Origin of the sequence: Methylobacterium sp. Leaf88 (assembly GCF_001422795.1) — a bacterium.
Lineage (GTDB): Bacteria > Pseudomonadota > Alphaproteobacteria > Rhizobiales > Beijerinckiaceae > Methylobacterium.
The window spans coordinates 224,076-238,071 of the sequence record NZ_LMMK01000012.1; the positions used below are offsets into that span (position 1 = coordinate 224,076).

The 13,996-nt window shown below is 70.7% G+C and carries 14 protein-coding genes; 9 read left to right on the forward strand and 5 right to left on the reverse strand.

Annotated elements, in window-relative coordinates; all coding sequences use genetic code 11:
- Positions 1-5 precede the first annotated feature (5 nt).
- The 5 genes from ASF20_RS07410 to ASF20_RS07430 all read right to left on the reverse strand — a co-directional run bounded on the left by ASF20_RS07410 (position 6) and on the right by ASF20_RS07430 (position 2,469).
- Positions 6-779 (reverse strand): prephenate dehydrogenase, encoded by a 774-nt coding sequence (locus ASF20_RS07410; protein ID WP_056273661.1) that lies wholly within the window; start codon positions 777-779, stop codon positions 6-8.
- A 219-nt stretch (positions 780-998) separates the two neighbouring features.
- Positions 999-1,388, reverse strand: a complete 390-nt coding sequence (locus ASF20_RS07415; protein WP_056272543.1) for a tautomerase family protein — start codon at positions 1,386-1,388, stop codon at positions 999-1,001.
- A gap of 39 nt (positions 1,389-1,427) precedes the next feature.
- Entirely contained in the window at positions 1,428-1,781 is a 354-nt protein-coding gene (locus ASF20_RS07420) for a hypothetical protein (protein WP_056211246.1), read from the reverse strand.
- 15 nt (positions 1,782-1,796) lie between these two features.
- Complete coding sequence (locus tag ASF20_RS07425; protein ID WP_244476353.1) at positions 1,797-2,051, reverse strand: hypothetical protein; 255 nt, start codon at positions 2,049-2,051, stop codon at positions 1,797-1,799.
- Between the two features lie 136 nt (positions 2,052-2,187).
- On the reverse strand, positions 2,188-2,469 hold the full coding sequence (locus ASF20_RS07430) for a hypothetical protein (RefSeq protein ID WP_056272550.1): 282 nt from the start codon (positions 2,467-2,469) through the stop codon (positions 2,188-2,190).
- 197 nt (positions 2,470-2,666) lie between these two features.
- On the opposite strand from ASF20_RS07430, the gene sseA reads away from it, so the two are divergent.
- The 9 genes from sseA (at position 2,667) to ASF20_RS07475 (ending at position 13,898) form a co-directional block, all read left to right on the forward strand.
- Entirely contained in the window at positions 2,667-3,515 is an 849-nt protein-coding gene (gene sseA, locus ASF20_RS07435) for a 3-mercaptopyruvate sulfurtransferase (protein WP_056273664.1), read from the forward strand.
- Positions 3,516-3,524: 9 nt separating this feature from the next.
- On the forward strand, positions 3,525-4,379 hold the full coding sequence (locus ASF20_RS07440; protein WP_156647991.1) for an urease accessory protein UreD: 855 nt from the start codon (positions 3,525-3,527) through the stop codon (positions 4,377-4,379).
- A 266-nt stretch (positions 4,380-4,645) separates the two neighbouring features.
- Complete coding sequence (gene atzF / locus ASF20_RS07445; RefSeq protein ID WP_056272552.1) at positions 4,646-6,451, forward strand: allophanate hydrolase; 1,806 nt, start codon at positions 4,646-4,648, stop codon at positions 6,449-6,451.
- Between the two features lie 95 nt (positions 6,452-6,546).
- On the forward strand, positions 6,547-8,772 hold the full coding sequence (locus ASF20_RS07450) for a glycosyltransferase family 2 protein (RefSeq protein ID WP_056272555.1): 2,226 nt from the start codon (positions 6,547-6,549) through the stop codon (positions 8,770-8,772).
- Positions 8,773-8,890: 118 nt separating this feature from the next.
- The gene (locus ASF20_RS07455; RefSeq protein WP_056273670.1) at positions 8,891-10,195 is read left to right on the forward strand and encodes an SLC13 family permease; all 1,305 of its coding nucleotides are present in this window, start codon (positions 8,891-8,893) and stop codon (positions 10,193-10,195) included.
- 165 nt (positions 10,196-10,360) lie between these two features.
- Positions 10,361-10,762 (forward strand): succinate dehydrogenase, cytochrome b556 subunit, encoded by a 402-nt coding sequence (gene sdhC / locus ASF20_RS07460; RefSeq protein WP_056272558.1) that lies wholly within the window; start codon positions 10,361-10,363, stop codon positions 10,760-10,762.
- A gap of 12 nt (positions 10,763-10,774) precedes the next feature.
- The gene (gene sdhD / locus ASF20_RS07465; RefSeq protein WP_056272561.1) at positions 10,775-11,188 is read left to right on the forward strand and encodes a succinate dehydrogenase, hydrophobic membrane anchor protein; all 414 of its coding nucleotides are present in this window, start codon (positions 10,775-10,777) and stop codon (positions 11,186-11,188) included.
- Positions 11,189-11,217: 29 nt separating this feature from the next.
- Complete coding sequence (gene sdhA, locus ASF20_RS07470; protein ID WP_056211230.1) at positions 11,218-13,032, forward strand: succinate dehydrogenase flavoprotein subunit; 1,815 nt, start codon at positions 11,218-11,220, stop codon at positions 13,030-13,032.
- A gap of 62 nt (positions 13,033-13,094) precedes the next feature.
- The gene (locus tag ASF20_RS07475; RefSeq protein WP_056272564.1) at positions 13,095-13,898 is read left to right on the forward strand and encodes a succinate dehydrogenase iron-sulfur subunit; all 804 of its coding nucleotides are present in this window, start codon (positions 13,095-13,097) and stop codon (positions 13,896-13,898) included.
- The last annotated feature ends 98 nt before the right edge of the window (positions 13,899-13,996 follow it).

The window sequence follows — 13,996 nt, forward strand, 5'->3', positions numbered from 1 at the left end:
CCGCCTCAGGCCGCCCGGATCGCCGGCTCCGGCGCGTCCGACAGGTCGTGGGCGAGCCGGGCCGCCTCGGCGACGAAGCTCCGGCGGACCGCGCCGGCATAGGGGTTAGCCCGCTCGATGGCGTCGAAGACCTCCGGCGCATCGTGGCGCACCATCGCCACCGCCTGCATCAGGAGGTCGAAGCTCCGGGTGGTCATGCGGATCGGCAGCGGCTCCATCCGCACCATCACCTTCGCGATGAGGTGGGTCAGGCCCTGGACGACCGCCGCGTCCCGGTCATGCGCCTCCGGCGTCGTCAGGATGACGTCGAGGCCGAGATGCCGGCGCAGGAAGGCGGCGACCTGCCGGGTTTGACCGCCCCGCACCTCGCAGAGCGCAATCTTCAGGCCCCGGAGGCCGTCGCGGGCGCTCTGCGGCCCGAACAGCGGATGGGTGGCCACGATGGCGACGTGCCCCGGCAGCCCGTCCCGCATCGCCGTCGCGGCCACGGCCTTCACCGAACCGACATCGAGGACGAGGGCGCCCGGGCGGAGATGCGGACCGATCGCGGCCACGATGCCCGGGATCGCCGGAACCGGAGCCGCCAGGATCACCACCGGGCAATCCGCTGCAACGCGCAGGGCGCCTGGGGACACATCGGACCCCGGCTCGGCCGGCATCGCCGGGTCGTAGGCGTGAATGACGAAGAACGGTGCAAGGTGGCGCGCCACGAGGCGGCCGAAGGCACCGAAGCCGATCAGGCCGAGGCGGGGACGGGGATTCTCGGGGGAATGGGACAGCACGGACGTGACCTCGGTGGAAGCCGGGCCGTCGACGTGCGGTCCTGGATGGAGATCAACCGCCGACGACGCAGCGGTTGAGACATGACGAGCCCCGCGCCGCTAAGGGTGCGGCGCCGGATACGCGAGGGGGCGAAGGACGGTCGTCATCGTGGCGCCTGTCTAAGGGCGCGCCGGGCGTCGCGTCAATGCCGGCGTCGCCTCCCTGCGGGTGGGCCTTCAGGCCGGCGCGTACTGCATCTCGCCGTTGCCGAAGGACCAGTTCTCCTTCGCCACCTCGACGAGGTTGATGAAGACGTCCGTGCGGCGGATCCCGGTCCGCGCGGCGATACCGTCGGCGATCTGCCGGTACAGGGCGCGCTTGACCGCGACGGAGCGCCCGGCATTCCAGGTGATCTGGATGATGACGAGGTCGTCCGTGTAGGTTACGCCGAGATCGCCGACCTCGGGCGCCACGATCTCCCCGGCCCCGTGGCGGGTGACGATCTGGAACTTGTCGTTCTCGGGCACGCTCGCCACCGCGCGCAGGGGGGCATAGACCACGTCGCCGACGGTCCGGGCACGATCCGGCGGTGCCGTGCGGTTCAGGTCGATGCGGATGAGGGGCATGGCGGTCTCCCGGCGGCCCCGCGCCTCATGAACGTGGTCTCACCATCCGAAGCGGGCGATCTCGCCGAGGCGCGCCTGCACGGCGGCCTCGTCGCGCCCGAGGGCGGCGGCGCGCTGGGACAAGGTGTAACACGTCCCGCAGAAGCCGACCTGCATCAGCGGAATGCCGTCCGCCCGCGCCCGCGACACCGATCCGATCAGGCAGGCGATGACGGAGTCGCCCGCCGGGAGGCCAAGACAATCGGCCCGCGGGCTGCCGAAGAGCGGCCGGTTCGGCCAGGCGAGCGACACGCTCGTCCCGCCGCGCCGGTCGGGGGCCGGGGGCACCGTGTAGCTGCGCACGAAGAGGGCCGCGAACAGCAGGACGAGGCCAGGCAGGATGAGGGCGCGCATGGCGGGACCGCTCCGTCAGGCCGGTTCGTCGAACCGGCTCCAGCGGAACACCTCCGTGCCGGCGCCGTCGATGACCCGCACGGCTTCGGCGGGCGCGCCGCTGCGCTGGGGCGCCCGGGCCCGGGCGAACAGGGTCAGGGCCCGCTCCTTGGCGGCCTCGACCGTGTAGGTGCGCACGGAAATGCGCTGGCTCACGGGATCATCGCCGCGCGCGCCGGCCTCGTCCTCCGCGGCGAGGACTTCGATGTGGTAGGTCTCGCGCGGGTTCACGGCGGCTCCATCACGCTGGCACGGCCCGACCATCCATAACCGCAGCGGCCGTGCCTTGGCACCATGGCCAGGCCGGCTGCGACGAAAAAGGCCGGGCCTCGCGGCCCGGCCCTCGGTCCGGATGGTGGCGGAGGCCTCAGCGGGACGCGGGCCCGGAGGGCGGGGTGCTCGGCGCTGCAGTGCCCGGCGTGACGGCACGCCCGGCGCTCGGCAGCGGGGCGGCGCTCGGGTTGCGCACGGCGCCGGCGCCCGGTGCAGTCCCGGTGGTCGCGGGGGCATTGGAGGTGCCGCCGCCCATGCCGGTTCCGGAACCGTTGATCGCGTTCTGGCCGGCGCCGGTCACTGAGGATTGCGCCTGTGCGGCGCCCGCGAGGGCGAGGCCGAGGGCGGCGGCGAGGAGGAAGGTCGGCGTGCGCATGGCGGCTGTTTTCCGGGAGATGAGGAATTGATCTGGAGCGTCTTGCCGGTTCAACGCGGGGCGGCAACAACGGGTTCAGATCGCAAAGCGGCCGGTGACGGGTGCAACTGCCGGCCGGATGTGGTTTGGTGGCCACTCCCGACATCCTCCTGGCGAGTCCGGCCGGACGCGTTCCGGCCTTCAGAACAGAGAACACCATGCCGACGACGCCCTTCGTCACGGCCGACTGGCTCCACGCCCGTCTCGGCGCGCCCGACATCGTGATCCTCGACGGGTCCTGGTACCTCCCGGCCCAGAGGCGCGATGCCCGGGCCGAGTATCTCGCCGGTCACATCCCCGGCGCGATCCGCTTCGACATCGACACCATGAGCGACGAGACCTTGCCGCTGCCGCACATGCTGCCGCGCCCGGAGATCTTCGCCTCCCGCATGCGGGCGCTGGGCGTCGGCGACGGCGCCCACCTCGTCGTCTATGACGGGATGGGCCTGTTCTCGGCGCCGCGGGTGCGCTGGATGCTGAAGGCCTACGGGGTCCGCGACGTGGAGATCCTGGAGGGCGGCCTCCCGGCCTGGGTGGCGGCGGGCTACCCCCTCGAGGACGGCGAGGGCCGGCCGCGCGCCCGGCGCCACTTCACCGCCCGCCTCGACCACGGCGCCGTGGCAGATGCCTCGGACATTGCCCGGGCCCTCGAATCGGGCAGCGCCCAGGTGGTCGACGCCCGCTCGGGCGCGCGCTTCCGCGGCGAGGAGGCGGAACCCCGCCCCGGCGTCCGCCCCGGCCACATGCCGGGCGCCCGCAACGTCCACTATGCCGCACTCCAGAGCGAAGGTCGCCTGAAGGAGGAGGCAGCCCTGCGCGCGGTCTTCGCAGAGAACGGCGTCGATGTCGGCAAGCCCGTGATCACCACCTGCGGGTCGGGCGTCACCGCCGCCATCGTTGGGCTGGCGCTGGAGACCCTGGGCCGGCCGCCCCGCGCCCTCTACGACGGCTCCTGGTCGGAATGGGGCTCGGATCCCGAGCGTCCGGTCGCCACCGGCCCGGCCTGACCCGCCGCCTTGCTGAACCCCGACCCTCCGGCGGTTCGCGGCGCCGCGCCGGAGCGCCAGCGCTCGCAGGGCCGCATCCACCTGCGCGTGGCCTGCGCGGACGGGCACGACACCCGCATCCTCGACATCGGCGAGGGCGGACCCTTGCGCCTGCGTCTGCCGCGCCGGCCGAAGGGCCCGTGCGAGGCGGTGCTCCTCAACACCGCCGGCGGTATCGCCTGCGGCGACACGTTTCGCGTCACCGCCGATGTCGGTGCGGGGGGCGACCTCACCCTGACCACCACGGCGGCCGAGAAGGTCTACCGTTCGGACGGGCCGATGAGCCGGATCGCCACCGTGGTGACGGTGGGAGCCGGAGGGCGCCTCGCGCATCTGCCGCAGGAAACGATTCTGTTCGACCAAGCCGCCCTGGCGCGGCGCTTCGAGGCGGATCTGGCGCCGGGCGCCCACCTCCTCGCCTTCGAGGCCATCACCTTCGGGCGGACCGCCCGCAACGAGCCGATGACGCGAGGCCACCTCTCCGACACCTGGCGCATCTGCCGCGACGGACGCCTCGTCTACGCCGACACCCTCCGCCTCGACGGCGCCCTCTCGGACCAGCTCGCCCGAACGGCGATCGGCAACGGCGCCCGGGCGATGGCGACGCTCCTCGACGTCTCGCCCGTGGCGGAGGGCCGCCTGGACGAGACCCGCGCCCTGCTCGACGCGACCGGCGTGGACGGCGTCGCCGCGGCGGCCAGCGCCTGGAACGGACACCTCGTCGTCCGCCTTCTCGGCCGCGATCCGGACGCCCTGCGGGCCGTGGCCCAGCGCCTCCTCACCGCCTATCGGGGACGGCCCCTCCCCCGCGTCTGGCAGAGCTGAGCATTCGGATGGGCCGACCGCCATTTCGGCAGGCCGGTGCACGCGTGCGGGCACCGGCGCTGGTTGCCGTCCCGAGAATCCGGTCGGCGAGGCCGGCCCGGTCGGCACGAAGGATGCAGTGTCCGCGACGAGGCCGGGCAATGTCCGTGGGCGTCGGGGCGCTCCGGCGGCGGACCCTGTGCCGGAGAATCCACGCCGGCCCGACCCGGCGCGGCGGCGGCCTTGTCGCGGTGATCTCGTCGCGGTGACCCAGGAGACCTGAATCCATGCTGCCCACGATCCTGGACATTGCGAGCCTGCGCGCGGCCTTCGCCTCAGGCAGCCTCGACCCCGTCGGCCTCGCCGAGACCGTCGCCGAGCGGATGGCGGCCTCGCCCGACCCGGCCATCTTCATCACCCCGGTGTCGCGCGCTGACCTCGTCGCGGCGGCCCGCGCCCTGATGCAGGCGCACCCGGAGCCGAATTCCCTGCCGCTCTGGGGTCTGCCCTTCGCCGTCAAGGACAACATCGACGTGGCGGGCCTGCCCACCACCGCCGCCTGCCCGGCCTTCGCCACCACGCCCGAGCGCGATGCCGCGGTGGTGGCGCGGTTGAAGGCCGCCGGCGCCCTGGTAACGGGCAAGACCAACCTCGACCAGTTCGCCACCGGCCTCAACGGCACGCGCTCGCCCTACGGTGCCCCGCGCAGCGTGTTCAACGCCGACTTCGTTTCAGGCGGATCGAGTTCCGGTTCGGCCGTGGCCGTGGCGGCCGGGCTCGCCTGCTTCAGTCTCGGCACCGACACCGCCGGCTCCGGCCGCGTGCCGGCGGCCTTCAACAATCTCGTCGGCATCAAGCCGACGCCGGGGGCGCTGAGCACCAACGGCCTCGTTCCGGCCTGCCGCAGCCTCGACTGCATCACGGTGTTCGCGAGCACCGTCGGGGACGGCCTCGCCGTGCGCCGGATCGCCGAGGGGTTCGACCCGGCCGACCCGTATTCGCGCCCGGTGGTCCCGCATCCCCTCCCGGCGACGGGCCTGCGCTTTGGCGTGCTCGCCCCGGCCGAGCGCGAGTTCTACGGCGATGCCGAGACGGCGGCCCTCTACGACGACGCCATCGCCCGGCTGGAGCGCCTCGGTGCCGTCGCCGTGCCGTTCGACTACGCGCCATTCCGGGAGATCGCCTCCCTCCTGTATGACGGCCCCTGGGTCGCCGAGCGGCTGGCGGCGGTCGAAGCCTTCCATGCCGACCATGCCGCCGCGATGGATCCGAGCGTGCGCGCCATCCTCGACTCGGCCCGCACCTATAGCGCCGTCGACGCCTTCCGGGGTCGGTACGCGTTCGAGGCCCTGAAGCGCCGGACCGATGCGATCCTCGCCGGGCTCGACGTGCTGTTGCTGCCGACCGCGCCAACGATCTACACGGTGGCCGAGATGGCGGCGGAGCCCATCGTCCGGAACAGCCATCTCGGCCGCTACACCAATTTCGCCAACCTGCTTGGGATGGCCGCCATCGCGGTGCCGGCCGGGTTCCGCCGGGACGGCCTGCCGGCGGGCGTGACGCTGGTGGGCCCCGGCTTCAGCGACGAGGCCCTGGCGCCCTGGGCCGATGCCCTGCATCGCGACCTCGCCGGCGGCATGGGCGTCGAGCGTGCCCGCTCCCTCCCCGAAGAAGGCCGCGTTCCTGCCTCGCCCTCCGGGCAGATCCCCCTGGTCGTGGTCGGTGCGCACCTCACAGGGCTCGCCCTCAATCACCAGCTCCAGGACCTCGGAGCGACGTTCCTGCGCGCGACCCGGACGGCGCCCGACTACCGGCTCTATGCCCTGCCCGGCACGGTGCCGCCGAAACCCGGCCTCGTGCGCGCGCCCGGCTTCGCGGGCCCCGGGCTCGAGGTCGAGGTCTGGGCGCTCGACCCGGCTGCCTTGGGGCGTTTCGCCGCCGCGATTCCCGCGCCCCTCGGCCTCGGCAAGATCGCTCTGGCCGATGGCGAACCCGTCTCGGGCTTCCTCTGCGAAGCCCATGCCGTCGCGGAGGCGCCGGAGATCACCCGGCACGGGGGGTGGCGTGCCTATCTCGCCGCCGGGCGCGGCTGAGGCGAGGTCCGGGGCTGCCCTTGCGAGGGCCGGCGGGCTTGCCCTAAACCCCCGGGCACGGCAGGCCCTGCGCCCGCCTCGAAGAGGATCCGGGTTTGCCGCGCACCCTACGCTGTCGCCTCGACGCCGTCAGCCAGATCGAGGCGGAGGGGACGCCCGACACGTGGCGCGCGACTGGGTCGGACCCGCATTTCCGCCTCTGGCCGCCGGAGGGACGCCGGCGCCATCGCGGCGGTTGGGTCCGCTTGCGCGCCGACCTCACCGCCCTCGACCGCACGAAGCTCGTCCCGATCCTCTACGTCGATGACGGCCAGGGGTTTCGCGAGACCCTGACCATTCCGCTGGAGGGCGATGCGACCGGCATCGACAACCTCGTGCACCTGCCGCGCCGGGTCCGGGGCCTGCGCCTCGATCCGATGAGCGGCGCCGGACGCTTTCGCCTGGGCCACGTCTCCCTGACCCATCTCGGCCCCCTCGGCGCGACCGCGGAGACTGCCCGCCGCCGCGTGCAGGCGCTGCCCGAGGCGGAGCGCGCGCCGGCCCGCCTCCTCGCCCGCCTCCGCGACGCCTGGCGCGCGAAGGGCGCCGCGGAACTCTGGCGCGACTTCCGGGCGAGCGCCCGGCCCCGCCCGGTGCCGGCCTCCTACACGGCCTGGATCGACACGGTGGAGACGCCAAGCCGCCTCAGCGTGGCGGCGATGCGGACCGAGATCGAGGGCTTCCGCTCTCGCCCCCGTATCTCCATCGTCATGCCGGTCTACAACACTCCCCGGCGCTGGCTGGAAGCCGCCATCGCCTCGGTGCAGGCCCAGGCTTATCCCGATTGGGAACTCTGCCTCTGCGATGACAACTCGCCCGACCCGCAGATCTGGCCGCTGCTCCAGGCCTTCGCGGCCGCCGACCCGCGCATCAAGCTCCATCGCCGCACCACAAACGGGCGCATCTCGGCCGCTTCGAATGACGCCATGGCCCTGGCGACCGGCACCTACCTGACCCTGATGGACCACGACGACGCGATTCCCGACAACGCGCTCTACGAGTTCGTCCGTATCCTGAACGCCGACGCGAGCGTCGACTTCATCTACTCGGACGAGGACAAGATCTCGATCGACGGGGTCCGCTACGAGCCCTTCTTCAAGCCGGACTGGTCGCCCGAAGCCCTCGAAGCCTGCATGTATACGGCGCACCTGGCGCTCTACCGGATGGACATCGTCCGCCAGATCGGCGGCTTTCGCGACGAATGCAACGGGGCGCAGGATTACGACTTCGCCCTGCGTTACACCGAGCATGTCCGCAACGTCGTCCACGTGCCGAAGGTGCTCTACCATTGGCGCGCGATCCCAGGCTCCACCGCCCAGACCATGGACAACAAGGACTACGTCATCGCCGCGGCGATCCGTGGCCTGGAGGACCGGGCCCGGCGCACCGGCGAACTCGACTTCGCCCGCTCGAGCGCGTTCAAGGGCTGTTTCGAGATGCGCCGCAAGCTGACCGAGCGCCCTTCGGTCTCCATCGTGATCCCCACGGCCGGGCGCGACAGCACCGTCGGCGGCTGCACGGTGGATCTCCTCGCCGCCTGTCTCGACAGCGTCGCCGCGACCAGCACCTATCCCGACATCGAGTTCGTGGTGGTGGACAACGGGGACCTGCGATCCGGCACGGAGGCGGCCCTCGCCCGCCACGGCGCCCGGCGCGTGACCTGGTCGGAGCCGGTCTTCAACGTGGCGGCCAAGATGAACCTCGGCGCCGCGGCGGCGAGCGGCGACATCCTGGTCTTCCTCAACGACGACATCGCGGTCATCACGCCCGACTGGATCGAGGCGATGCTGGCGCAGTTGCAGATCCCCGGCGTCGGCGCCGTCGGCCCCAAGCTCCTGTTCGAGACCGGCGAGATCCAGCATGTCGGCGTCTCGATCGTCGACGCCACCCCCGATCATGTCCGGCGCGGCTATCCCGGCGACGATCCCGGGCACTTCTTCTCCACCGTCGGCAGCCGGAACTACCTTGCGGTCACCGGCGCCTGCGTGATGGTGCGGCGCGCGGACTTCGAGGCCATCGGCGGCTTCGATGCGGGCTTCGCCGTGAATTACAACGACGTCGACCTGTGCCTGCGCCTGCGCGAGCGCGGGCTGCGCAGCGTCTACTGCGCCCAGGCCAGCCTCTATCACTATGAGAGCCGCAATCGCGCCCGCACCGTCGACCCGGTCGAGCACCAGCGGTTTCGCGATCGCTGGGCGGCGAAGCTCCCCCGCGATCCCTATTACGGCGAATGGTTCGAGGCCCTGCCCCCGACCTTCGAGCTCGACCCGGCACGCTTCTGAGCCTTCGCGAGAGGCGAAGGCTGGATCGGAAAACTCCGAATTGCGAACAGCTCCAAGGTAGGATCATCGTCCCGCCGGAAGAGACGGATCGGACTCGGGCATGCCGGCAGGGGCGTTCATGGGCGGGGAGGCGACGGTCGCGGTGACCGCGCTCCTGCTCGTGCTCTGCATGGGCCTCTGGGCCAGCGGCCTCATCGCGGAGATCGTCACGGCGATGCTGTTCTTCGCCGGGGCGATGCTGTTCCACCTCGCGCCCCCCGCGACGGTGTTCTCGGGCTTCGCCTCCTCGGCGTTCTGGCTTGTCCTGAGCGGCATGGTGGTCGGGCTCGCCATGACGCGCTCCGGCCTCGGCGACCGCCTGGCGCGAAGCCTGTCGGGGCATCTCTCCGCCTCCTACCCGGCCTTCGTCGCCGGGATCGTCGCCCTGTCCTTCGCCGTCGCCTTCGTGATGCCGTCCAATCTCGGGCGGATCGCCCTGCTGGTCCCGGTGGTGCTCGCGCTCTGCGACGCCTTCGGGCTCGCAATCGGACGCCCGGGCCGGCACGGCGCGGTCCTGGCGGTGGGACTCGCCACGCCGCTCCTCTCCGCCGCGATCCTGCCCGCCAACGTCCCGAACCTCGTCATGGCCGGCACCGCGGAGACGCAGTACGGCCTCCACATCGCCTACCTGTCCTACCTGCTGCTGCACGCGCCGGTCCTGGCCCTGGCGAAGGGCGTCCTGCTCGTCCTGGCGATCCTCTGGCTGTTTCCGGACCGGCTCGACCGTGGCGAGAACGGGGCCGCCCTGGTCAAGGAACCCCTGCGCCCGGAGGCGCGGCGCCTCGCCGTGATCCTGGCCGCCACCCTCGCCTTCTGGGTCACGGACAGCCTGCACCACATCGCCCCCGCCTGGGTGGGCCTCGTCGCCGCGATCCTCTGCCTGATGCCCCGCATCGGCGTCCTGCCCGCCGAGGCCTTCGGCGCCGTGAACCTGCGGACCTGCTTCTACGTGGCCGCCCTCCTGGGTCTCGTGGCCACCGTGAACGAGACCGGCCTCGGCGCTCGCCTGGGCCATGCCCTGCTCCACGTCGCGCCCCTGACGCCCGACGCGCCGGGCTACAATTTCGGGATTTTGACAGGGCTCGCGGCGATCCTGACCCTCGCGGTCACCGCGAACGGCGCCCCGGCACTCTACACGGCGCTCGCGGGCGAGATGGCCCGGGTCAGCGGTCTCGACCTCATGGCCGTGGTGATGATCCAGGTGGTTGGCTACTCGACCCTGTTCCTGCCCTACCAGGCGCCGCCGATCGTCCTCGCGGTCGATCTCGGCAAGGTGCCACTGCGGGCAGCGACCAAGCTGACCCTGGCAACGGGGCTCGCGTCGCTCGTCGTCGTCGCACCCCTGGATTATCTGTGGTGGCGCATGCTCGGATGGCTGCCATGACGCGGCGCGAGGCGAATGACGATTTGGCGCCCGTGTCGCATGTGCGTTGCGGCAAGCCGGGGTTGCGCATTGGCGCCTGCCCGCTAGCACTTTAGAGACGATCCAAATTTTTCTTGGCGCACCTTCAAATCGGGGTGCGCCGCCCAGTCGAGGACCTTCCGCACGATGGCTCCCACCGTCCGTCCCACGGTCGCCCAGCCGCTCTCACCCCACCTCCAGATCTACCGCTGGACCTGGACCATGGCGATGTCGGTGTTCCACCGCGTCACCGGCACCGCGCTCTACGGCGGCTCGGCCCTGGTGGCGATCTGGCTGGTGTCCCTCGCCGCGGGTCCGGGCGCCTACGACACCGTGTCCTGGTTCTTCGGCTCGATCGTCGGGCGCCTGGTGCTGTTCGTCTACACCTGGATCCTGATGCACCACATGCTGGGCGGCCTGCGCCACTTCATCTGGGACCTCGGCTACGGCTTCGACCGCGCCCAGCGCATGGGCCTCGCCCGCGCCACCCTGATCGGCTCCGTCATCCTGACCGTCCTGATCTGGGCGCTCGCCCTGACCCTGCGCTGAGGAGGCCGATCGATGGTCGACAATCGCCAGAACACCCACGTCACCATGCGTACGCCCCGCGCCCGGGTGAAGGGCCTCGGGGCTTCGGGCCACGGCGCGGGCCATTTCTGGATCCAGCGCCTGACCGCCGCCGCCAACGCGCCGCTCATGCTGGCTTTCGTGGTGGTCGTCGCCCTGATGGCGAACCGGCCCTACCCGGAGGCCGTCGCCCTGATGTCGCACCCGGTGGTGGCGCTCATCCTGATCCTCGCCGTGATCTCGGTCACGGCCCATATGAGGATCGGAATGCAAGTCATCATCGAAGACTACGTACAAGACAAGACACTCAAGCTCTTGAGCCTGCTCGCCAACAACTTCTACGCGGTCGTCGTCGCCGTCGCCTGCCTGTACGCGATCCTGCGCGTCAGCCTCGGCAAGCTCGTCTGACCCGCATCCCGAACCCGAAGGATCAGCCCATGGCCACCAACGGAACCAACGGCACCCCCGCCTACACGATCAACGACCACACCTTCGACGTGGTGGTGGTGGGTGCGGGCGGCGCGGGCCTGCGCGCCACCGTGGGCTGCTCCCAGGCCGGCCTGCGCACCGCCTGCATCTCCAAGGTGTTCCCGACCCGGTCCCACACCGTGGCGGCGCAGGGCGGCATCTCGGCCTCCCTCGGCAACATGGGCCCGGACGATTGGCGCTGGCACATGTACGACACCGTGAAGGGGTCGGACTGGCTCGGCGACCAGGACGCGATCGAGTACCTCGTGCGCAACGCGCCCGCCGCCGTCTACGAACTCGAGCACTGGGGCGTGCCCTTCTCCCGCACCGAAGAGGGCAAGATCTACCAGCGCCCCTTCGGCGGCATGACCACCGATTATGGCAAGGGCACCGCCCAGCGCACCTGCGCGGCGGCCGACCGCACCGGCCACGCCATGCTGCACACCCTCTACGGGCAGGCGGTGAAGAACCATACCAACTTCTTCATCGAGTACTTCGCCCTCGACCTCATCATGGACGAGGAGGGCCGCTGCCTCGGCGTCATCGCCATCGACCAGGCGTCGGGCGAGATCCACCGCTTCCGCGCCCAGCAGACCATCCTGGCCACCGGCGGCTACGGCCGCTCGTACTTCTCGGCCACTTCGGCCCATACCTGCACCGGCGACGGCAACGCCATGGTGCTGCGCGCCGGCCTGCCCCTGCAGGACATGGAATTCGTGCAATTCCACCCCACCGGCATTTACGGCGCCGGCTGCCTCATCACCGAGGGCGCGCGCGGCGAGGGCGGTTACCTAACCAACTCCGAGGGCGAGCGCTTCATGGAGCGCTACGCCCCGAGCGCCAAGGACCTCGCCTCGCGCGACGTGGTCTCCCGCTCCATGACCATGGAGATCCGGGCCGGTCGCGGCGTCGGCAAGTCCAACGACCACATCTACCTGCACCTCGACCACCTGGACCCGGCCATCCTGCACCAGCGCCTTCCCGGCATCTCGGAATCGGCCAAGATCTTCGCGGGCGTCGACGTCACAAAGGAGCCGATCCCGGTACTGCCGACCGTGCATTACAACATGGGCGGCATCCCGACGAACTATCACGGCGAGGTGCTGACCCTGCGCAACGGCAACCCCGACACGGTGGTGCCGGGCCTGATGGCACTGGGCGAGGCGGCCTGCGTCTCGGTTCACGGGGCCAACCGCCTCGGCTCGAACTCGCTGATCGACCTCGTGGTGTTCGGCCGGGCCGCCGGCCTGCGCTGCGCCGAGATCGTCGAGCCGGGCGCCCGCCAGATGGACCTGCCGAAGGATTCCGCCGACAAGGCGCTCGCCCGCCTCGACCGCTTCCGCTACGCCAGCGGCGGCACCCCGACGGCGCAGCTGCGCGCCGAGATGCAGAAGACCATGCAGAACAACTGCGCGGTGTTCCGCACCGGCGAGGTGCTGGAGGAGGGCAAGACCCTCATCCACAAGGTCGCCGCCGGTATTCCCGACATCCACGTCAACGACCGCTCGCTGATCTGGAACACCGACCTCCTCGAGACCCTCGAGTTCGACAACCTGATCGGCCAGGCCGTCGTCACCATGGAATCGGCGGCCAACCGCAAGGAGAGCCGCGGCGCCCATGCCCGCGAGGACTTCCCGGACCGCGACGACAAGGAGTGGATGAAGCACACCCTCGCCTGGATGGACGACTCGTCCAAGCAGGTCAGCATCGATTACCGTCCGGTCCACACCTACACGATGTCGAACGAGATCCAGTACATCGAGCCGAAGGCGCGGGTGTATTGAGGACACGACTCCCGTCGTTCCCTGGACTGGTTCTCACGAGACGGATTTAGGCACGCCACACCATGGCTCAGTTTAATCTTCCCAAAAACTCTCAGATCACCGAGGGCAAGACCTGGCCTCGGCCCGTGGGCGCCAACAACCTGCAGGAATTCCGGATCTACCGCTGGAATCCCGACGACGGGAAGAACCCGCGCGTCGACGTCTACCAGGTCGATCGCGACGATTGCGGCCCGATGGTCCTCGACGCCCTCCTGTGGATCAAGAGCAAGGTCGACTCGACCCTGGTGTTCCGCCGCTCCTGCCGCGAGGGCATCTGTGGCTCCTGTGCCATGAACATCGAGGGCCAGAACGCGCTGGCCTGCACCATGGGCATCGACGAGTGCCAGGAGCACGCCAAGGGCAAGAAGACCGGCGCGGTGCGGATCTATCCGCTGCCGCACATGCCGGTGCTGAAGGACCTCGTCCCCGACCTGACGAACTTCTTCGCCCAGCATGCGTCCATCGAGCCCTGGCTCCAGACCGAGACGCCCGCGCCCGAGGGCGAGTGGAAGCAGACGCCGGAGGACCGGGCCCAGCTCGACGGACTCTACGAGTGCATCCTCTGCGCCTGCTGCACCACCTCGTGCCCGAGCTACTGGTGGAACGGCGACCGCTTCCTCGGCCCGGCGGCCCTGCTCCAGGCCTATCGCTGGCTGATCGACAGCCGCGACGAGAACACCGGCGAGCGCCTCGATGCGCTGCACGATCCCTTCCGGCTGTATCGCTGCCACACGATCATGAACTGCGCCAACACCTGCCCGAAGAGCCTGAACCCGGCCAAGGCCATCGCCGAGATCAAGAAGATGATGATCGCCCGCGAGGTCTGATACGGGCTCCGCTCGATCAAAGCGGAGCGTGATTTAGGCAAGCCGGCGCGTCGTCTGGGCGAAGCCCAGATCCGCCATCCCGAAGGGATCAGCCGGAT